Source organism: Enterococcus sp. LJL128, from assembly GCF_056924295.1.
On the sequence record NZ_JBXPBP010000023.1, the window covers coordinates 1 to 19,459 of the forward strand.

Consider the following 19,459-nt stretch of genomic DNA (forward strand, 5'->3'; position numbering starts at 1 on the left):
TTAACCCCTGTCAGCTCTAGTATCTCTTTTGTTGTCTTTCCTTCAATTTTCAATTCAATTACTTTCTCTTTGACTTCAAGAGAATACGCCATTTTTTTCTTCATCAAAAGCACCTCCGCTAAATTTATTATATAAAATAAATTCAACGGAGGTGCCTCTTTTTTATATTCTCATTCTTGGGGGTCAGTGCCATTTCGTCCCGACCTTGTTTTCTTATTATTTTATAACTATAGTACCGTTATATTAAACCTTATATTGTCTATTTGTTTTTCTTAATTTGAATCGTTTCCTTTTGAAACCTAAACAATCGAAAATGATAGATTACTGTGAATGCTTGTCTGTATCTTTTGGTTCTCCATAAACATTGACACTACTGTGGGTTCCTTTTTTAGTAAAGTTCTCAATAAGTTCCTTTACATCTAAGCCAGTTGTTTCTTTCAATGTTTCCTGCGTTCCAGCTAGTAGGTTCGTTGCATAATTAGTAATACGGTTAGCTCCGGAGTTTTCACCGCCGGCTCCTGTGTCAACTACTGAAATCTTATCAATATTTCCTAAAGGCTGTGCAGCTTCCTTCATCAGGTCAGGCAGCATTTCCAGTACCATACTTAAAACAGCAGCCTCGCCATATTGTTTAAAGGCATCCGCAATTTTTTCTTTTGCTTCTGCTTCTGCCGCGCCACGGGCTAGTGTTGCTTCTGCCTGCGCTTGACCAGCAAGACGTGTCTGATTTGCCTCGGCTTCTGCTAATGATTCAATTCTAAAACGTTCTGCCTCTGCCTCGGCTACCTCTCTTGCTTTTTGTGCAAGTGCTTCCTGCTCTTTTGCATAACGGTCAGCATCAGCTTTTTTCTTCACTTCAGAATCGTATTGTTTCTCGCGGCGAGTAATTTCCTTTTCTTCCAGCTCGATTTGCTTTTGACGCTCAATGACCTTAACTTCCATTTCTTGAGCAATAACTTCTTGTTGTGCCCGGGCACTTTCCAAGTTATAGGCTTGATCGGCTTTGGCTTTAGCAATATCCTGTTCTTCTTTATAGGTTGCCAACTTCAATTCTTTCTCTTTTGAGGCTTCCGCGATTTCTGCCTGTCTTTGCAGCTCAGCCTGCTGAGATTCTTTTTCGGCCTCTGCCTTTTTAATCCGTGTTTCTTTCCATGCTTCAGCTTCAGCAATATCCGCATCGCGTTTGACTTGAGCAATTCGAGGTTTACCTAGAGAATCCAGATATCCGTTTTTATCACGAACTTCTTTAATTGTGAAGGATACAATGATTAAACCCATCTTAGCCAAATCGACACTTGCAACTTCCTGAACACTTTGACTAAACTTATCTCTGTTTTGATATATTTCTTCGACGGTCATTGAACCAAGAATTGAGCGTAAATGTCCTTCAAGGACTTCTCTTGCTTCATTTTCCAGTTCTTCCCGTGTTTTACCTAAAAACTGTTCGGCTGCTGTTGCAATTTCTTCAACTGATGAGCCGATTTTAATAATCGATGTCCCATCACACATAACGGGAACCCCTTGTTCCGTATAAACCTCTGGTGTGGAAACATCCAGCTTGCTTGATAATAGACTAATCCGGTTGGAACGCTGAAATACTGGAAGTACAAAAGCTCCGCCGCCGCGGACAATCTTAATTTTATTACCTCGGTCATCGGCATGAACATTTTTTGTTCCTAAATAGCTTCCGCTAATGATTAGCGCCTCATCCGGCTTAGCTGTCTGATACTTCGATACAAATATAATCAGTACCATCAATAAGACAAAAGCAGCTAAAGCAACTGGTATCAAAATCCCAAAACTCATATTTTTTCTCTCCTCTTTCACTAAAATACTAATTGTTTCATTTCATCTGCTTATCTGAAACCTGACCTAACAATTCAGTATCAAATAAGCATTCCTTTTACAACTCATTTTCACACTCATTTGCAAATAAACTTTTTATTTATCAAACAGAGAAAAATAGTTGCTGTAGAGGTCTTTTGCTTCATCTCGCGAGTTTCCCGTTTAAATCTTAATGCTGTTCTCGTAAGGAACAACGTAGCAAACACGATTCGTTACTTCTATGATTAGTACCTTGGCACCCTTTTCAATGACTGCTTCCTGCGGACTATAGAGAGCTGCCGGTCTACTCATCGATCCAGTTACACTTTGCAATTGAATCTCGCCCATACCTGAAATTGGGATGGGGGTAATGACCACTGCAACCTGTCCTTCCATGTCCTTCTCTGAAATTGAAATCGTCGACTCAGCATTTCGCATTGGTGCAAACAGATAAAAATTCATCAGAAAAACAAGCACCATTGAGACAGCTGCACCACCTGCAAAGATCAGAATATGACTCCAATCAGTCAAGTATTCTCCTAAATAGCCGAACAGAGAGGTGAACGCCAGCCATGGAATAATCAGCATCGGATCAACTGGTCCGTCAAAATCGAAAATATCTCCGATCAATAGTAAAATCACTGCAAGCCCCGCACAAATGATCAGAACATATAAATAAATCGTCTGAAGCGGTATCCCCTGTATCACTTTCTCACTCCCTTTCCTGTCCGATGTTATCTATATTCTACCAATGTTTATTCAAAAATAACAGGATAATATTGATGATTCCAAGCATTAATATGATTTTTTCCTTTGTATTTTCTTTTATAAAAGGGAGGGAATCTATAAAATCAGTTACATTTAATAACAAATGAATCATAATCAAAAAATAATTCCTTCATATCTTAAATAAGAGAATAAAAACAGACAGAAGAGTAAAATCAAGTCTTCTGTCTGCAAAACATTAATTTTTTATTAAGAAAAAATGAAATTATTCATTGGACTTCAAGGCATCAATCATGTCGATTTTTTTCAATTTTACGTGCATCAGTATCATAACTAGTAAGGTAAAGAAGGCTGTAATTAACGCAGAATATGCATAACTTTCCCAATGAATCGTTGGTGAAAACATCAGCATGTCAACCTCTACTGTTTCTAGAACATACCGATGGACAATTTTACCCAGCAGCGAGCCAAACAGAATACCTAGCAGTGTTAAAATGATATTTTCCCGATACACATACATAGTTACTTCCTGATCATAGAAACCTAACACCTTTACTGTTGAAAGCTCTCTAATCCGTTCAGAAACATTGATGTTTGTCAGATTATACAAAACAATGAATGCCAGTAAGCCTGACACAATAATTAGCACCCAGACAACAACAGTCAGACTGCCTACTGTATCATTGAGCGCCTTACTTGATGTAGAAAGAAAGGTAACATTTAGCACACCAGGAAGCGCCAGCAGCTGGCTGCCGATAGTTTCTTCAGCCTTTTTCGAAGGCTGCTTATCGAATAAGAGAAAGTCTGTATTATAATCTGGTTCCTTCCCTATAATTTGTCGATAAAGAGTAGGAGTTAGGTAAGCAAAATGACCCGTATAGTTTTCAGCAATACCAGTAATTTTAAACTGGAACTTTTGATTATCTGCATTTTTTAAAGTGAGGTCATCACCAATCTTATAACCAAATAATTTAGACAGTTTTTCATTAATGATAACACCGTCATCTGTAAGTGCATATTTTTCCCCTGTTTGCCGATTTGCAAATGTGATAAATTGTTCTACCTCTGTTGGTTTCTCAGGAACATAAATCATCACATCTTGAGCCGCTTGCCGCCCTCTATGGCTGGTTTCCAGCGTTTCAACATGAAGAGGCATTACCTCTTTCAAGTTACTGGAATTTTTTAGTTCTTTTTGATATGCTTGTTCTTCTTCAGCAGAATGATTCTCTGCTTTAGTAACAACTGCCTGATAATGCCAGACCTTATTATATTGAACCGCCACAATATCTGAAATTGAATCTCTTAAACCAAAGCCAGTAATAATCAAAGACATACAGCCGGCAATTCCTAAAACAGTCATTAACATGCGTTGTTTGTATCGGAAAAGATTTCTTGCTGTTACTTTTTGAATAAAGCTTAGCCGTTTCCAAATCGGCGCTACACGTTCTAACAGAATCCGTTTTCCAGCTTTTGGTGCCTTCGGCCTTAACAGAACAGCGGGTGAGCTAAATAAATCCATCCGCAAGACAAGCATGGATGCGCCAACTGTACATAAAACAGCCAATAATAAGGCAAAAACACTATATCCTAGATACCAAGGTGTCACAAAATCTGGAATATTGTACAGCTGACCGTATGCATCGAATATGATTACTGGAAACAGATAATAGCCTACTGCCAATCCCAATACCGCTCCACACAGGCTGGCAACAACACCATAAAGAAGAAATTTAAAAGCAATTTCACCATCACGATAGCCTAGAGCTTTTAAGCTGCCAATCTCTGTTCGTTTTTCTTCCACCATTCTTGTCATGGTTGTTAGACTTACAAGCGCAGCAATCAAAAAGAAAAAGATTGGAAAGACAACTGCTAATGAAGAAATACGATTTGCATTTTCTTTAAATTCCTTATAACCGGGATTGTCTTCACGGCTAAAGTAATAATAATTGGCCTCCGGCAGCTCTTCCAGCTCCTGCTTCTTTTCTTCCAATGTCTGCTTTGCCTCAAGCAGTTTTGGTTCATTTTCCTTTTTTTGCTTTTCAAATTCAGCAGCTGCTTCATTGTGTTCAGCTTCTCCCGACACTAACTGCCGCTGCGCTTCATCCAGTTGTGCTTGCCCCTCACTCCGAGCCTGCTCAAGCTGTGCTCGTCCGGCGGCAGCCTGATCTTTCCCAGCTGATAGCTGATATTCCGCTTGTTGAAGCTGTTCTTTGCCGGCAGCAAGCTGCTGCTGGCCGTCATTGTATTGGGCAAGCTGCTGATTCAGCAATCCGATTTGCCCATCTATTGTCTGCAGACCAGCTATTGCCTGATTCAATTGTTCCTGAATGCCAGCTATAACAGGATTAACTGCTGCTACAAACAAACCTATATTTTCCTTCAAAGGATTAGCAATCAGCTGTTGCAAAGCTGCTGAAACTGATTCATTCCCCTGCAGCTGAGCTAAAGTACTCTGCCAGCCAGCGGCCTGTTGGGCAACGGCTGCTGCAAAATACTCATCAGCAGTCAGCTGCAGCCCTGTTACCGCAGCTGTCAACGTTTGATACCCATCAAATTGCTGCTGCAAAACTGCAGATGTACTGCTCAGTTCATCTCTTTGAGCCTGTAGCTGTACCAGTGCCGTCTGCCCTGCTGCAATCTGCGGTGCAAGCTCATTCAACTCTGCTTTTTTCTGTTCTAAAAGTATTCTTTGATTGCTTAGTTCTGCTTCTGATTGATCTATTTGAATCTGACTTGCTGTCAATTCATTCTCAGCTGCCGTCATTCGATTTAAAAACTCAGCTTGAGAGGTCTCAAACGCTGTTTTTCCAGCTTCCAGCTCAGCTTTGCTGCTAGCCAATTGACTTTGAGCATCCGCTAAGCTTTTCTCTCCATCTTGAATCTCCTGTTCAGCCTTTATCAGCTCTGAAGCTGCTGCTTCTTTCACTTCTTCTCTACGTTCCTGCGGACGGTCTTTCATCTGTTCTTTCAGACTTTTTACTTCTTTATCTCTAATTTTGTCGTAGCCTTCAGAGTAGCTGGCTTCATTTTTCAGCTTGTCAAAAGTGTAAAGAATCTCTGTATACACAGTACTTTCCATATCCGCTTCTGGAATTACCGCAAAATAGTCCAGTGTTCCCTTGCCCACCGTGGTATTTCCTCTGCTGATATTTTCAATATACTCTGGTGAACGGATAAATCCTACAATGGTAAACTCTCTAGTTTTCAGCTGCTTATCTTTGTCATCGCTATCGGATACAATAAGCCGCTCATTTAGCTTGTAATTGCCTCTTTCAACCGCTAAACTATCCAAGGCAATTTCACCGCTTTTTTCAGGCATTCGTCCTTCCGTTACAACATACTCAATAAGTTCATCTTTAGCTTCAAGATTTTTTCCAATAAACTTTATTCCTACATTTTTGTCTGAAACAAGCACATCTGCTGTGTGCCTAGGCAGAACTTGAGCAGTAGCAGCATTTTGAACTGCTTGAACATCCTTATCGGATAAACCTAAAGAAGAAACGATTTTCCCGTCTGACAGCTTTTGTTTTGAAAAGTAGTTATCAGCAGTTTGTGTCATATCCGGACCAGTCGCTTTTAAGCCGACAAACACCATCACACCTAGAAAAATAATGCCCATGATAGATAAAAAACGAGTTTTTGACTGCCTGATTTCCCGCAAACCAGTTTTAATTAACGCACTTTTTTTCATTTTAAAGACCTACCATTCTATCTCAGCGACAGATACCGGCTGTTCATTGACAACCATGCTGCGGACCTTCGCATCATTGATCCGGATTACCCGGTCAGCCATGGGAGCCAGTGATGAATTATGAGTAATAATCACCACAGTCGTTCCCGTATTTCTTGCAGTATCCTGTAAAATACTTAGAATTTGTTTTCCTGTTTCATAATCCAAGGCTCCTGTTGGTTCATCACAAAGGAGCAGCTTGGGTTTTTTGGCAATGGCGCGGGCTATGGTTACCCGCTGCTGTTCTCCTCCGGATAGCTGCGCCGGAAAATTATCTAAACGCTCACCTAAGCCAACAGACTGCAGAACTTCTACAGGATCTAATGCATCAGCGACAATCTGCGAGGCTAACTCAACATTTTCTTTGGCAGTCAAATTAGGAACCAGATTATAAAATTGAAACACAAAACCGACATCGTTCCTGCGATAGGTTGTCAGTTCTTTACTACTAAATTTAGAAATATCTGTCCCATCAATGATAATTTGCCCCTCATCGCAGAAATCCATACCTCCCAATATATTTAGAACAGTTGATTTACCAGCACCGCTAGGTCCTAAAATAACGGCTACTTCTCCTTTTTCAACGGAGAACGTGATGCCGTCATTTGCAGCAATCGTTGTATCCCCCATATGGTATCTTTTATACTCATTGATTACATCTATATAAGCCATCTACACTCTCCCTTTCTCAATAAAAGTTTATCATAATTAGCTTCTGATTACTTTTATTATCCTTCAATTAAAATTCGAAAAATTCTTTTGCTTTCATTTCTTTTTCTCGTATAATGGAAAAATGAGCGTAATTGCTATAAAGGAGATTATTTATGAGTAAAAAAAAGAAAAGCAGTTCATCCGTTAAAGTTCCGCCAATGGTTTTAGTGGCTGGAGTATTAATTATCCTTGTTCTAGGTGCATTGGGTGTTCAGGTTCCATCCCAGGTTCAGGAATTTTTTGGCTTAGAGTCAACACCTGTTGAACAGAATTTGCCCGCTTCAACTCCGAATCAGGAATCTACTAATCCTGGTCCTGAAGAATTGGGAACAGCAGCCTTTTCTTCCGCTGAAACAAAGGATAGCAAAAAGGGCTGGATTACTTATCACGAATTGGACTCTCTAGGGCGTGCAACTGGAGCAGATGCCTTATTGAAACCAAATATGGTAAATACTGGGACTACTGCCAATCAGGATGTACGTCCCCCGGGCTTCATTTCTGGTAAAGCACCTTATGATCATTCCCGCGGGCACCTAATTGGACGACAATTAGGCGGTTCTGGTGATGACAGCCGCAATCTTACGACACTTTATCAAACGCCTGTAAATTCGCCCTATATGACAAAATACGAAAACCAGATACGTAAAGCCTTGGATGACGGAGAGACCATTCGTTACCGGGTAACGCCAATTTATGAAGGTTCAGATTTGCTTTGCAAAGAAATAGAGATGGAAGCAAAAGGAATAAAAAGTAATACTACAATTAACTTTCGTGTAAAAATTTTGAATGAAAAGTAGGTGGATACAATGAACTTTCATGAAATTCGAGATACTTTGACAACACAGGATCCACATTCCTTTTTATCTGCTGCTAAAATGTTTTCTGAGCAGGAAGAGGACCCGTTTTTTCTTTTTCAGGACAACGCTGAAGAAACCTTTGAAGAAAATGTAAACTTTCTTTCTTCGGAAGAAACCTTATCTTCCGAAGACCTTGATTACTGGAAAGAGCACGATTTCACTATTGTTTGTCAAACTATTGATGGAGATTATATTGGTGGAAATACAGATGAAACCTTTGTTATTCCCAGCTCCCTTTACAAACTGGACATAGAAATCTATCCTTTATTTTTAGCAGATTTCTTTACTGCTTACGAGGAAGGGAAAATCGAATCTAATATCTTACCGCCTCACTCACCAGATAACAATAAAGACTAAAAAAGGGTTGTGTACTGAAAACCAGTACACGACCCTTTTTTTCCTGATTGCTCTATTGTAGAAATCCAGAGAAAAAGTTTATTCACAAAAATATCATGTAGTCTTTTTCAACACAGTTAGACAATCTCGAATATCTGAGGAGAATCTGCTTTAATGAAAAGTGTTGTATGTGTTACCTCAGAAATTTTCATACGTTTTCTACTTTTCATGTACTCTATTAAGAACGTGATTTTCTTTTGTGGTCCTTGTATTTCCATTTCAACATCACCATTTTCTCTATTCTTGACCCAGCCGAAAAGCTCTAAACGCTCCGCCATCAGTTTCGCCTGAAAACGAAACCCAACGTTTTGAACCTTTCCAGAAAACACCAGTTTTTCACGAATCTGCCCACTCTCCGTAAAATCAGGAATTTTTGCTCTATTGACCTGAGTAATAATATATTGATGCTTCAGTCTGCTCAGCAAACTCTGTCTCATACGCCAGCCTCCCTGTCGGTTTTACTAGTATTGTACTATAAAAACCGACTTGCACTAAACAAAAAATTTTGAGTATCCCCTTAACTTTCTTCATGAACACAAAAAGGATCTGGGACAATAAATGTCTCCAGACCCTAAAATCGATTAAACCGTATTTCAAAGATTCTCTAAGCTTCGACGATTGAAGTAACACGTGAATCACAGACAAGCTGCAGGTACCTAACCCTTTGTCTCAATACACAACACTTCTGTTACAATCTCTCGGCTATTTATTCTAATTGATTGATTACTCTGCCCGGTAACGTTCTACACCGTCTAGATATGTTGCTTCTAATTCCATTGAAGGATTTAATACGATAAAGTCTGCTTCACGTCCGCTGGCAATCATACCGCAACGGTCATCAATTTTACAGCTGACAGCTGGCACAAGTGTTGCCATCATTACTGCTTGTTCAGGTGTTGCAATCTCCCAGTCAACAACATTCTTAATCGCTTCTTTCAGCTTAAGAATACTTCCTGCCAGATTTCCTGACTCCAGGCGAGCTGTTCCATCTTTTACAACCACAGGAAATTCACCTAAGTTATAATTGCCGTCAGGCATACCGCCAGCCATCATACAGTCTGTAATTAACGCAACATGATCATGACCAGCTTTTTCCATCAAAATATCCGCTGCATTTGGATGAACGTGGTGTCCATCACAAATTAGCTCAGAAAAGACATGTTTCAGCGACATCAGCGCACCCACCATCCCAGGTTCACGATGATTCAATCCTCTCATTCCATTGTAGGCATGAACAAAAACGCTAGCACCAGACTCCACTGCATCTGTAGCCTGTTCTAAAGTAGCGTCGCTATGTCCCAAGGCTACCACAACACCCTCATCTGTCACAGCTTTGACAAATTCTTTTACTCCTTTACGTTCAGGAGCTAAAGCAATTTTTTTAATCAAACCGCCTGATGCTTCCTGCCATTCATTAAAAACAGCTAAATCCGGATCACCAAAGTAACTTGGGTTCTGAGCCCCTTTATGTTCTTCAGTAAAGAAGGGACCTTCAAAATAAATGCCTTGAATTTTCGCACCAGATACCTCTTGATGAACCTTGCCAATTGTTTCAGCAACATCCTTCAAACGTTCTTTACTGGAAGTTAAAGTTGTTGGCAAAAATGAAGTAACCCCACAAGAAAGCAGTCCTTCCGACATCACTTTGATGCCCTCTGCATCGTTGTCCATTACATCATGATTCATAAACCCATGAATATGAGTATCGACAAGGCCTGGCGCTATCCATTTACCTTCTTCATTAATTACTTTGGCATCCTTTTCAGGAAGTTCTTTGTAGAAATCTCCAAAAAGTCCGTCGGTTATTTCCAGATAACCAGGACCCTTGACATCGCTTTTTAAAAAGAATTTTTCAGCATAAATAAATGTTTTCATTGTTATCCTTCTTTCTAATATTATCTTATGTTTAAGTTACTCTTAATAGCACCAGAAGTCAAGAATGGTGTAGACCTTTATAGTTTTAAATGAATGACTTGATTCAGCTGCTCAGCCAAATGTCTATATTTTTCAGCTTCATTATGCTGATTACTCAGATAGAGCAGCTCGCTTTTCAAATTGAACAGCTCTTCAAGGTAGTAGTAGCTGTTCTTTTTCCGCGCCCAGCCAATCCCTTGATTAATATAAATTTGAGCTTCTTCATAGCGTTCCTCTTGTAAAAGAAAATAAGCATAGTTAAAAAATATTTTCGTTAGCTCAGCATTGATCCGCTCGTAAGGCAAATCATGAAAATAATAGATACTTAGTTTTAGATATTTTTCCGCAGCTTCTTTTTTTCCCATCACCCCATAAGTGCTGCCCAAGCAGCTGATAATCTGAATTTCAAAATCTGAAAGATTGTTCTTATTTGACTGGTACGTATAAGAAAGCCCTTTTCTTAAATCCATTACTGCTTTTTCGTAATGATTATGCAGATAAAATTCGCAGCTGCCTAAATAATAATAATAGCGCTGCCAATCTGTATCAAGATAGATTCGCTCCTCCAGCTTCATATCGCAAATAAAGAACATCAGCTTACTATATTCTTTATGACGAAAATAATCTGCCATTTTTTCGAACAGCTGAGTTAACATTTGAACTTCTTCCGAACGAAAGTGCATAATCTGATCCATAGTAACCCCTAAACGCTGACAAATCTGCTGCATCACAACAACGTTCGGCAGTTCTTCATTGTTCTCTATTCTGCTGAGCACACTTTGAGAACAAATATCCTCAGATAACATCTTCTGCGTCAGCTTTCTTTTTTTACGTATTTCCTTAATAACACTTCCAAAAGAATTCATTATTTCTCCCCTGTAAAATGCTTTCTTAATAAATAAATATTCAAACCATTAAAATATATTATATTTAGTAAAATATGCGAATTCGCATTTTGAATTTATTGTACTTTATTGCATAATAAACTGCAAGAATATACTTCACTCACTTCACCAACTGTCAACATCACTTTATTTTTCGAATAAGGAGTGTTATTTATGACACAAGAAAAGAAGGTAAGTTTTAATTGGGAAAAAGGCAGTCATGTCGGTTATATCGAAAAGGAGTATGAGAATTCCTATCTAATCGTTGTTAACGACCCCAGCTCTGATATGGAAGAAAAATACACTAATCGTATGGTCATCAGTAAAAAACAGTGCACCTTGATTGAATGCAGCTGACCAGATAACAGACACAGTATTATTAAATAAAGTGCTCGGCAAATCTTTCAGACACTCCCGTCTGAAAGATTTGTTTTTTATTTAATAACCATAAGTTATTTTTTCAGCCTAATTATTAGATTCTCTCTTATCTCACACTTCTGCACAATCTTTGCTTTTTAACAATCCACTCAATCGAAATTCCCCAATAAATCGGTAGTATCAACAAAGCTTGAATCATCTGTATATCCAACTGTTACCAACTTTTGTAGTATCCAGTAACTAAAAAATTTCAGCTAATCCAGCATTGCATATTTTTTAGCCTTCCTTTGTTAACAAGAGGCATAAAATCAAAGGTAGGTCAATCCACCCAAAAAAGCATATGCTTTTAGAGTTTTCAATAGATTAGAAAAAAACAAACAGTCTGGAATTAGGTATTATTCCAGACTTTTATTAATTATTTTTGTCTATAGGTACTTAAAAATTCTTCCATTTTTTCCGTTGTATATTTTAAATCTTCCATTTTAGGTAAATAAACTATCCGGAAATGATCAGGCTGCTGCCAATTGAATCCGCCCCCATGAACTAAAAGAATATGGTGTTCATGAAGAAAATCCAAAACAAATTTTTCATCATCATAGATATTAAAACGAGCAGTATCAATCTTAGGAAAAATATAGAATGCTGCTTTAGGCTTCACAACTGAAAGACCGGGAATTGCATTGATTGCATTATAAATGTACTCTCGCTGCTCATAGATCCGTCCGCCAGGAAGAAGGAGTTCATCAACACTTTGATAGCCTCCAAGGGCTGTTTGAATGATTTGCTGAGACAGCACATTCGAACACAATCTCATTGAAGAAAGCATATTTAGCCCTTCAATGTATCCCTGTACTCGTGACTTATCGCCGCTCAGTACCATCCATCCACATCTAAAGCCTGCTACACGATGAGACTTAGACAAGCCGTTTAATGTGACCACAAACAAATCCGGCGCAAGCGTTGCGATTGGGATATGAATCAGCCCATCCATCACCAGACGATCATAAATTTCATCAGAAAAAATAATTAAATCATTTTCTCTTGCGACTTTAACAATTTCCTCCAACAATTCTTTAGGGTAAAGTGCACCTGTAGGATTATTGGGATTAATAACAACAATCGCTTTTGTATTTGCTGTAATTTTAGCTTTAATATCATCGATATCAGGATACCATTCTGCCTGCTCATCACAGATATAGTGAACAGGATGTCCGCCAGCCAGTGAAACAGATGCTGTCCACAACGGATAGTCCGGCGTCGGTACCAGTACTTCATCTCCATTATCAAGTAATCCCTGCATACACATAGTAATCAGTTCACTGACACCATTTCCTGTATAAATATCATTGATTGTAACATTGGGAAACTGTTTCAGCTGACAATATTGTTCAATCGCTTTTCTAGCAGAAAAAATCCCCTTTGAATCAGAATATCCTTCAGAGTTACGGACATTCATAATCATATCTCTGACCACTTCATTTGGCGCATCAAAGCCAAACGGGGCGGGATTTCCAGTATTTAACTTCAAGATATTGATGCCTTCCTCCTGCATTCTATCAGCTTCTTCTAAAACAGGACCACGGACATCGTAACTTACATTTTCAAGTTTCTTTGATTTGTCAAAATTTCTCATACTGAATCCCTCATTTTCAAAATTTATACTTTTAAAATTACGCCAGTCTCTCAAAAAAAGCAACGATATTTTCTGAATTTTAGCTATTTTTTTATTTCATCAATAATTATGTTAGAAATATATCATTAAAGAGCCTTTTTCCACGTGTTTACTCAGCAAAAAAATTTCACTTGTTGAAAAAAACTGGTGAAATTCGCTTTATCTTTTTAAGAAAAGGCGCTCCTCTTATGCAAAAGCCTAAATGAAACAATTGTTTACATTTTCTGCAGCGAAAAAAATGACTGACCGTATATTGTGTTTCGGCCATAAGTATCTCTTCAGTCTTCTCTAAAGGACAATTCCCGCCTCCATAAGAAAGTTTTTTCTCCTTAACAAGTTCACGGCAAAGCAGCAACGCATTCCCTTGATTTGACTCCCCATGCCCTTCAAATAATGGTACCTCTTTACACACTTTACATTTTCCAAAAATCATCTTTTCCTCCTAACAAATATACACTAAAAATGAATCAATCTATGAATTCAGGCTGCTGGTTCAATATATCCCTTAAATAACCAATAAAGGAATAAACAATCGCTCTAGCCTCTATTTCTTTTAGTAGTTTTATGGTTTAATTTATTATAGACAGTAACAATTGATTTGTGGTAAAAAAGCAGTTGTCATTGTATTGGTATAGAATAAACTATAGCATAAAGCGAGGAATAAAAATGGCGAAATTTGGTTTTGGTACTATTGTACAAGGAGCACTAGGTAATTATTCTGAAAAAACACCAAAGGAATTAACGAATGAATATCGTGGTTACTTATTCGATGGCGAGGAAATTGTTATGGGCTATCAGTTGGTACGCGATGCGTTGATTTTTACGAATTATCGAATTATTTTTGTTGATAAGCAAGGAGCTACAGGTAAGAAGACCTCTTTCAAATCTGTTCATATGGAATCCATTATCGATGTGGAAATGGAGACTGCCGGCTTCGGTGTGGATGACAGTGAAATTGTCGTTACCTATCTAACAAATGTTAATCAGCGGTCAAACAATGAAAGCCATGCAAAACATAAATTTGAATTTCCTAAGAAGACAGATATTCTCCCTCTTTACCAATATCTTGGGAACATCTCTATGGAGAACCGCCGTCGAATCAATGGGTAATTATACAGGTAAAAAAACAGAGAAAAGCATGATTGCTTTTCTCTGTTTTTTCTTCTTTTCCATGACAAAATAAAAAAGCAGAAGAAATTTCTGCTTTTAAGGATGCGGTCAAGAAGACTCGAACTTCCACGGTATTTCTACCACTAGCGCCTGAAGCTAGCGCGTCTGCCAATTCCGCCATGACCGCATTTAATATAACAAAACGTCTCAACCCCGACTAATTTATAATAATGTTTTATATAAATTTTGTCAAGCATCTTCTACAATAACCTTTGGACTGCTTCCTTTTCTGAAATAACCATCTATATCAACTATTAGCGGGGCTAGAGTTGGTAATAAGAGACTGCTCATTTTCGCTTTTTTTATTCACAAATATGCACATTTATAGCTCCTTAGCGAAACTTTTCATGGTAAACTATTAGTTGTATGATTACATAATCAAAATTTTTTTGAAGGAGTGGATGAAGCGATGGAAATAATGGAAACAGAAAGACTGCAGCTTTTTGAATGGTCGGAAGATACACTTTATGGTCTGCAAAGCTTCCTTCAGGATGCTGAAGTTATGTATGCCTATGAACATAGTTTTTCGGATCAGGAGGTACGCAGCTGGTTAGAATGGAATCTTTCTAACTATAAGGAGCTAGGTTATGGCTTATGGGGCTTAAAAGAAAAAGCATCTGGAACAATTATCGGGGAATGTGGTTTAACTCATCAAGAAATCGCCGGCACGTCTTACTTGGAAATTGGTTATCACCTCAGAAAGGATTTTTGGCATAAAGGCTATGCAGCTGAAGCGGCTGAATACTGTAAAAACTATGCCTTTGAAAAACTTAGAGCCCCCTCAGTTGTATCCATTATACGAGATACCAATCTGTCTTCTATGCGGGTAGCCATCCGAAACGGAATGCTTCCAACTGAGCGTTTCGTTAAGCATTATCAAGGCATTGACATGCCTCACTATCTTTTTGAGGTAAAAAACAACCGGATATAAAGTCTAGAACTTTAACCAGCATTAACAAGATTACAAATTAAATTTTTCTTACTTTAATTGATTCTAGGCTGATTTTTACTTTGCTAATACAATTTAAGGAGTACGTATGATAGATTTTATGTTGAGTATTTCATTTAGTATAACCATAGGCTTAATTGTTGGCTTTATCTGGGGAATCTATTCAAAAATTCTTCGTCCAAATCAAAGAGAATTGAATCGAGCCAGCTTTCTAACACAAAAAATGAAAGATTATAGTACCATCATTAATTTATTTACCTTTCTACTTTTAGGAATTGGACTGGTTTGGACATTCTATTTTATGTTTATTGGAATTATTGATCCTTCTCAAACTGAGTATGCAACAAATGTTTCTCAGTTAATTGTCTCTGTTTTAACTGTATTTTCCATTATCATTGCCTTCTATCAATTTTTAAAAGGGCAATAATAAAAGAAACAAGAGCAGCTTGAATGAAATGTAGTGCCTCAAAAAGTCAAACTTTTAGGGGCACTACAAAATGATACTTATTTCTTTTATCTAACTCGATTTTAAAAATAGTTAATTATAAATACAATCTATCTAAAAATCCGTTTATTCCTAACCATCTCTGCATTCATCGTATCAAAACCGAGAATAATTGGCTGCTGACATTTCAGTACCTGCTGTTGGCGCTCGATAACTTCATTAAATTCCTCGTAATTTCTCAGTTCCTCCAAGCAGAATACCCCTTTTAAAATAACATTTTCAAAAGTATCCATTTTAAAACAGTGTACACATCCCTTAGGATTTCTACAAACATGGTTAATAATTGGATCCTTTGATTCCAAATAAAACTTTAAGGAATAATAGCTAGTTTTAACAATAGGAGCAGAACATATTTTGCTATGTGGAAATCCGGCATCTTCATTCACCGTCAGTGCAATTACATCACAGTCATTTATTAGTTGTTCAATCTTAGTTCCTATATCTATTCCCCTCTTATAGTAGAATATATCCACTATAATAAAAAATCATCTCCTCTATAAACAAAAGACACTTTTATTTAAAGAAAGCTAATCAACCAAGTTATCCCGTAAAATTTTGTTGATTTATATTTAGACAAAAAAGAATAAATTAAAAAACATATATGTTTTTTATTAGTTTAAAGTAAAAGCTCAAATCTGTTTACAAATCCTTAGATAATATTTTAAGTCAATAACCGAAAGAATTACTCCTACAACAAAGCTGATAAAATGAATAACTACTCCTGAATAATCGATAAAACCGCTCCGGTACAAGCTTACTAAATTTCCAACAATCAATGGATTAATTATATATGGTCTCCTTGATAAATCTTTAATGAATTTATTTTTTCCAAGCTTTACATAGTCGAAAATCACCATTCTATACCAAGCATAGAAGTCGGCAGAAGAACTCTGCATAATAAAATCAGCAGGAAAACGTACGATAAGAAAGATTAGCCCCGTTGCTATTGTACTTAAGAAAAGCACAATTAGCAGCCAAAAGCTTTTTGTACGTTTATGAAACAGCCAGGCTAAATCCATAAGCAATACATTACCTATCTGGTGAGACAATTTGAAATAGTAAAAGGAATACATAAACAGTCAATAAAACTCTTTATCAGCAATAAATTTTTCAGAATTGAAGACTAAAGCTTCATTCGCTAAGCCATTAGTCAGATAATCCAATACAAAAATGATACACATAGAAAAAAGAAAGAATACAAAATAGATATTTATTAGCTCTTCCCTGTTCAACTTCTCCGCTCTCCGTTGGTTATCAAATATTCATTATCTGTAAATTCTCCGTCTCTCAAATATGCTCAAAAAGCTACTATAAATTGAAATTAAATGACTAAAAACTTGATGTTTTATCTCTCAAATTTTGCTATACTTTATTATTGTGGAACATCTCAATATAAATTGAAAATAAGCTATGCTGGTTAAATAGGTTATTAAGTACTGGACAGATGATGACTATTTTTTTAATTTTATGTTCCAACTTGAAATAAAAAAACACATCCCTCCAACCAAAGACAGGATGTGTTGGATATTTATATTGCTGTATAAACTATCCACATAAATTATACCATAGAAAAGAGGAGTTAAAATGAAAAGAATTAGTTTATTGGGGGTAACACTTTTATCAGCAGTGGTCTTTGCCGGATGCAGTAATGGGGATAGTGCAAAGGTAAAAGAGCTGGAAGAGAAAATTGAAAAACTACAAAGTAAGCTCGATGATTCTTCAACAGATGAGACTTCAAAAGACGAGGATGAAGAGGATGAGGATTTTGAAGAAAGCAGCTCATCATCAGAAAAAAGCTATAAGTCGACAAAAGAAAGCTCAAGTGAGAACACGAAATCTAGCAAAAGCACAAATGGCGATTTAGAGCTTTTTGATGGAGAATACAAAGGTGGAGATAGCTATCTTCCTACTGGACGTTACAACTTAGAGTTTGTGGGAAAAGGTTATAATTCTATCAGCAACGATGATGGATTTTGGGAAAATAACAACGGTGGCGGAGAAAAAATTCACGGTATTGAAATTGAAAAAGGCTTAACCTACAGTATTAGTGGTGATGTAAAACTAACTAAGACTAAAAAAATTGAAAGCAGCGATGGTGTTTACGCTTTATATGGCGGTAAATACATTGGGGGAGAAGATTTACCAACAGGCACCTATGATCTTTCTTTTATCGGCAGCGGCTATAATTCTTTTAGTGATGAGAATGGCTTCTGGGAAAATAATAACGGTGGTGATGAACGATATCACGGCGTAGTTATTGAACAAGGTGAAATTTACACACTTGAAGGAGAATTAGAACTTACACTACTTCAATAGTATAACTAAATATTGTAAGTCTCTGTTATCTTACGGAGAGATAATTTTAACGCTCACTTACCCAGCCAAAAGGCTTTGATAAGTGAGCGTTAAATAAAAAAATAAATTAATGCGGCCAAGAAGACTCGAACTTCCACGGGATTTCTCCCACTGCCCCCTCAAGGCAGCGCGTCTGCCATTCCGCCATGACCGCCTAATACGATAACAGCTGCTTCGCTTATATAAAATATACAAAACGTCATCTGTCATGCTATTTTATAATACATTACACCTTCTACACTGTCAATATTCAGACATAAAACCTCAGCAGTATAATAAATTCTGCTTTTTCTTTCGCCAATAGATTGTAAGCGCTTCGAAACGTATTAAATACATGTTATAATAAGAACTGGAGGTGAGTACAATGGAATTGAAAAAAGAATTACTGTTACAGGTTTTGGAATACGCAGAAAGCTTAGATAACGAAACAATCTATGGTAAGAATCATATAACTGAAACTACTTGGGACTATCGAAATACGGATGTCGATTATGCAATTTTAGTCCTCACTACTGGCAATAATCCATTGATAAATCTTGGTTCATTAAATGGCGATACCTTTCCAATTGGTTTAACGTTTAAAGGGCATTGTATTCTTCAAAAAATGAGGAAAAATCCGTACTATTAATCATCGGTCTCAATTGCTGCAAAAAGAAAAACAAAAAATAAATGAAATGACCTCGAAGGTTAGACTTAAAAATCTAACTTTTCGAGGTCGCTATTTTTATGGTCAAACACAGTTTTAAAATCAAGTTGAAAATTATTCCAAAGTAACTCAATCGACAAAAAAGGCTTCTGTTGCTATTGAACCTCATATTGCTGAGTTTTAACTGAAACAGCCAGTGCATCTCTTTTATTTTCTGGAAACTGTACAAGCTGAATCTTATGACTGCCGATAACCAGTCCGCCGTTCTCTTCCGTTAAAATTAAAGTAAATGCTTTATTCCCTACTTGTGCTTGTCCAGCTTCAACTCCGTCAATATATATATAGGTCGACAGTGCTGGATCGAAATCTCTCGCTTCGTAATGAATACGTGCAACAATTACCTTATCTGAATCAATACTTGGAACAACACCATTAGCTGTAGATCCGTTTTTTCCGATTAAATGAAAGACACCCAATCCTCTATCAACGCCAAATTCCTGATAGGCAACTGTCCCTGTTTCAGGGAGGATATGACTATCTATTGTTCCTTTTTTTGTTGGTTCTTCTATTTTTTCTGAAGCAACTTTCTCTGCTGTTTCGCCATTTATCTCTCCACTACTGATAAACAAAAATACTATAGCAGCAATTACCGCAACTACTGTAGCACCTATCAGCACACCATTCAACACTTTGCTTTTCATTTTTATCCTCCCCATTTGAAATATGTAACTATTTTAACATA

Annotated in this window: 20 protein-coding genes and 2 tRNA genes; 8 read left to right on the plus strand and 14 right to left on the minus strand. The window is 37.3% G+C overall.

What is annotated here, in order from left to right; genetic code table 11:
- Nucleotides 1-321 precede the first annotated feature (321 nt).
- The 4 genes from AC1Z3K_RS17470 to AC1Z3K_RS17485 all read right to left on the minus strand — a co-directional run bounded on the left by AC1Z3K_RS17470 (nt 322) and on the right by AC1Z3K_RS17485 (nt 6,952).
- A complete protein-coding gene (locus AC1Z3K_RS17470; RefSeq protein WP_426082488.1) occupies nt 322-1,806 on the minus strand; it encodes a flotillin family protein in 1,485 nt (494 codons plus the stop codon).
- 201 nt (nt 1,807-2,007) lie between these two features.
- Nucleotides 2,008-2,532 carry an NfeD family protein gene (locus AC1Z3K_RS17475; protein ID WP_426082487.1) on the minus strand — a complete coding sequence of 175 codons (525 nt, stop codon included), beginning with the start codon at nt 2,530-2,532 and terminating at the stop codon, nt 2,008-2,010.
- A 283-nt stretch (nt 2,533-2,815) separates the two neighbouring features.
- Complete coding sequence (locus tag AC1Z3K_RS17480) at nt 2,816-6,241, minus strand: ABC transporter permease (RefSeq protein WP_461733451.1); 3,426 nt, start codon at nt 6,239-6,241, stop codon at nt 2,816-2,818.
- Between the two features lie 9 nt (nt 6,242-6,250).
- Nucleotides 6,251-6,952, minus strand: coding sequence for an ABC transporter ATP-binding protein (locus AC1Z3K_RS17485; RefSeq protein ID WP_426082485.1), 702 nt, complete (start codon nt 6,950-6,952; stop codon nt 6,251-6,253).
- 152 nt (nt 6,953-7,104) lie between these two features.
- Between AC1Z3K_RS17485 and AC1Z3K_RS17490 the strand changes: the two genes are divergently transcribed.
- Nucleotides 7,105-7,788, plus strand: coding sequence for a DNA/RNA non-specific endonuclease (locus AC1Z3K_RS17490; RefSeq protein ID WP_461733452.1), 684 nt, complete (start codon nt 7,105-7,107; stop codon nt 7,786-7,788).
- A 9-nt stretch (nt 7,789-7,797) separates the two neighbouring features.
- On the plus strand, nt 7,798-8,205 hold the full coding sequence (locus tag AC1Z3K_RS17495; RefSeq protein WP_426082482.1) for a hypothetical protein: 408 nt from the start codon (nt 7,798-7,800) through the stop codon (nt 8,203-8,205).
- A 116-nt stretch (nt 8,206-8,321) separates the two neighbouring features.
- On the opposite strand, the gene AC1Z3K_RS17500 is transcribed toward AC1Z3K_RS17495, so the two are convergent.
- The 3 genes from AC1Z3K_RS17500 to AC1Z3K_RS17510 all read right to left on the minus strand — a co-directional run bounded on the left by AC1Z3K_RS17500 (nt 8,322) and on the right by AC1Z3K_RS17510 (nt 11,024).
- Nucleotides 8,322-8,681 (minus strand): acylphosphatase, encoded by a 360-nt coding sequence (locus AC1Z3K_RS17500; RefSeq protein ID WP_461733454.1) that lies wholly within the window; start codon nt 8,679-8,681, stop codon nt 8,322-8,324.
- A 286-nt stretch (nt 8,682-8,967) separates the two neighbouring features.
- Complete coding sequence (gene nagA / locus AC1Z3K_RS17505; protein ID WP_426082480.1) at nt 8,968-10,119, minus strand: N-acetylglucosamine-6-phosphate deacetylase; 1,152 nt, start codon at nt 10,117-10,119, stop codon at nt 8,968-8,970.
- Nucleotides 10,120-10,196: 77 nt separating this feature from the next.
- Nucleotides 10,197-11,024, minus strand: coding sequence for a helix-turn-helix domain-containing protein (locus tag AC1Z3K_RS17510; RefSeq protein ID WP_426082479.1), 828 nt, complete (start codon nt 11,022-11,024; stop codon nt 10,197-10,199).
- Between the two features lie 192 nt (nt 11,025-11,216).
- Here AC1Z3K_RS17510 and AC1Z3K_RS17515 point away from each other — a divergent pair, with 192 nt between their 5' ends.
- Entirely contained in the window at nt 11,217-11,399 is a 183-nt protein-coding gene (locus AC1Z3K_RS17515) for a hypothetical protein (protein WP_426082478.1), read from the plus strand.
- Nucleotides 11,400-11,835: 436 nt separating this feature from the next.
- On the opposite strand, the gene AC1Z3K_RS17520 is transcribed toward AC1Z3K_RS17515, so the two are convergent.
- Both AC1Z3K_RS17520 and AC1Z3K_RS17525 read right to left on the minus strand, forming a co-directional pair.
- Nucleotides 11,836-13,053, minus strand: coding sequence for a pyridoxal phosphate-dependent aminotransferase (locus tag AC1Z3K_RS17520; protein ID WP_426082477.1), 1,218 nt, complete (start codon nt 13,051-13,053; stop codon nt 11,836-11,838).
- Nucleotides 13,054-13,219: 166 nt separating this feature from the next.
- Nucleotides 13,220-13,525 carry a hypothetical protein gene (locus tag AC1Z3K_RS17525; protein ID WP_426082476.1) on the minus strand — a complete coding sequence of 102 codons (306 nt, stop codon included), beginning with the start codon at nt 13,523-13,525 and terminating at the stop codon, nt 13,220-13,222.
- Nucleotides 13,526-13,758: 233 nt separating this feature from the next.
- Here AC1Z3K_RS17525 and AC1Z3K_RS17530 point away from each other — a divergent pair, with 233 nt between their 5' ends.
- Nucleotides 13,759-14,202, plus strand: coding sequence for a PH domain-containing protein (locus tag AC1Z3K_RS17530; protein WP_461733455.1), 444 nt, complete (start codon nt 13,759-13,761; stop codon nt 14,200-14,202).
- Nucleotides 14,203-14,305: 103 nt separating this feature from the next.
- Here AC1Z3K_RS17530 and AC1Z3K_RS17535 read toward each other — a convergent pair.
- Nucleotides 14,306-14,389, minus strand: a tRNA-Leu gene (locus AC1Z3K_RS17535).
- Between the two features lie 282 nt (nt 14,390-14,671).
- Here AC1Z3K_RS17535 and AC1Z3K_RS17540 point away from each other — a divergent pair.
- Nucleotides 14,672-15,193: a GNAT family N-acetyltransferase gene (locus tag AC1Z3K_RS17540; protein WP_426082474.1), complete on the plus strand. Its 522-nt coding sequence runs from the start codon at nt 14,672-14,674 to the stop codon at nt 15,191-15,193.
- 106 nt (nt 15,194-15,299) lie between these two features.
- Entirely contained in the window at nt 15,300-15,638 is a 339-nt protein-coding gene (locus AC1Z3K_RS17545; protein ID WP_426082473.1) for a hypothetical protein, read from the plus strand.
- 128 nt (nt 15,639-15,766) lie between these two features.
- On the opposite strand, the gene AC1Z3K_RS17550 is transcribed toward AC1Z3K_RS17545, so the two are convergent.
- On the minus strand, nt 15,767-15,907 hold the full coding sequence (locus AC1Z3K_RS17550) for a hypothetical protein (protein WP_426082471.1): 141 nt from the start codon (nt 15,905-15,907) through the stop codon (nt 15,767-15,769).
- 438 nt (nt 15,908-16,345) lie between these two features.
- Nucleotides 16,346-16,735, minus strand: a complete 390-nt coding sequence (locus tag AC1Z3K_RS17555; RefSeq protein WP_461733456.1) for a hypothetical protein — start codon at nt 16,733-16,735, stop codon at nt 16,346-16,348.
- Between the two features lie 565 nt (nt 16,736-17,300).
- On the opposite strand from AC1Z3K_RS17555, the gene AC1Z3K_RS17560 reads away from it, so the two are divergent.
- Nucleotides 17,301-18,032 carry a hypothetical protein gene (locus AC1Z3K_RS17560; protein WP_461733457.1) on the plus strand — a complete coding sequence of 244 codons (732 nt, stop codon included), beginning with the start codon at nt 17,301-17,303 and terminating at the stop codon, nt 18,030-18,032.
- Between the two features lie 110 nt (nt 18,033-18,142).
- Here the strand turns inward: AC1Z3K_RS17560 and AC1Z3K_RS17565 are convergent.
- Nucleotides 18,143-18,225: transfer RNA gene (locus AC1Z3K_RS17565), tRNA-Leu, on the minus strand.
- A 210-nt stretch (nt 18,226-18,435) separates the two neighbouring features.
- Here AC1Z3K_RS17565 and AC1Z3K_RS17570 point away from each other — a divergent pair.
- The gene (locus AC1Z3K_RS17570) at nt 18,436-18,699 is read left to right on the plus strand and encodes a hypothetical protein (RefSeq protein ID WP_461733458.1); all 264 of its coding nucleotides are present in this window, start codon (nt 18,436-18,438) and stop codon (nt 18,697-18,699) included.
- 173 nt (nt 18,700-18,872) lie between these two features.
- On the opposite strand, the gene AC1Z3K_RS17575 is transcribed toward AC1Z3K_RS17570, so the two are convergent.
- Entirely contained in the window at nt 18,873-19,418 is a 546-nt protein-coding gene (locus tag AC1Z3K_RS17575) for a hypothetical protein (RefSeq protein ID WP_461733459.1), read from the minus strand.
- Nucleotides 19,419-19,459 lie beyond the last annotated feature (41 nt).

Coding starts and splice junctions, on each gene's coding strand:
- AC1Z3K_RS17470 (WP_426082488.1), bottom strand. CDS start 1,806: ATGAGTTTTGGGATTTTGATACCAGTTGCTTTAGCTGCTTTTGTCTTA.
- AC1Z3K_RS17480 (WP_461733451.1), bottom strand. CDS start 6,241: ATGAAAAAAAGTGCGTTAATTAAAACTGGTTTGCGGGAAATCAGGCAG.
- AC1Z3K_RS17485 (WP_426082485.1), bottom strand. CDS start 6,952: ATGGCTTATATAGATGTAATCAATGAGTATAAAAGATACCATATGGGG.
- AC1Z3K_RS17490 (WP_461733452.1), top strand. CDS start 7,105: ATGAGTAAAAAAAAGAAAAGCAGTTCATCCGTTAAAGTTCCGCCAATG.
- AC1Z3K_RS17495 (WP_426082482.1), top strand. CDS start 7,798: ATGAACTTTCATGAAATTCGAGATACTTTGACAACACAGGATCCACAT.
- AC1Z3K_RS17500 (WP_461733454.1), bottom strand. CDS start 8,681: ATGAGACAGAGTTTGCTGAGCAGACTGAAGCATCAATATATTATTACT.
- nagA (WP_426082480.1), bottom strand. CDS start 10,119: ATGAAAACATTTATTTATGCTGAAAAATTCTTTTTAAAAAGCGATGTC.
- AC1Z3K_RS17510 (WP_426082479.1), bottom strand. CDS start 11,024: ATGAATTCTTTTGGAAGTGTTATTAAGGAAATACGTAAAAAAAGAAAG.
- AC1Z3K_RS17515 (WP_426082478.1), top strand. CDS start 11,217: ATGACACAAGAAAAGAAGGTAAGTTTTAATTGGGAAAAAGGCAGTCAT.
- AC1Z3K_RS17520 (WP_426082477.1), bottom strand. CDS start 13,053: ATGAGAAATTTTGACAAATCAAAGAAACTTGAAAATGTAAGTTACGAT.
- AC1Z3K_RS17525 (WP_426082476.1), bottom strand. CDS start 13,525: ATGATTTTTGGAAAATGTAAAGTGTGTAAAGAGGTACCATTATTTGAA.
- AC1Z3K_RS17530 (WP_461733455.1), top strand. CDS start 13,759: ATGGCGAAATTTGGTTTTGGTACTATTGTACAAGGAGCACTAGGTAAT.
- AC1Z3K_RS17540 (WP_426082474.1), top strand. CDS start 14,672: ATGGAAATAATGGAAACAGAAAGACTGCAGCTTTTTGAATGGTCGGAA.
- AC1Z3K_RS17545 (WP_426082473.1), top strand. CDS start 15,300: ATGATAGATTTTATGTTGAGTATTTCATTTAGTATAACCATAGGCTTA.
- AC1Z3K_RS17555 (WP_461733456.1), bottom strand. CDS start 16,735: ATGGATTTAGCCTGGCTGTTTCATAAACGTACAAAAAGCTTTTGGCTG.
- AC1Z3K_RS17560 (WP_461733457.1), top strand. CDS start 17,301: ATGAAAAGAATTAGTTTATTGGGGGTAACACTTTTATCAGCAGTGGTC.
- AC1Z3K_RS17570 (WP_461733458.1), top strand. CDS start 18,436: ATGGAATTGAAAAAAGAATTACTGTTACAGGTTTTGGAATACGCAGAA.
- AC1Z3K_RS17575 (WP_461733459.1), bottom strand. CDS start 19,418: ATGAAAAGCAAAGTGTTGAATGGTGTGCTGATAGGTGCTACAGTAGTT.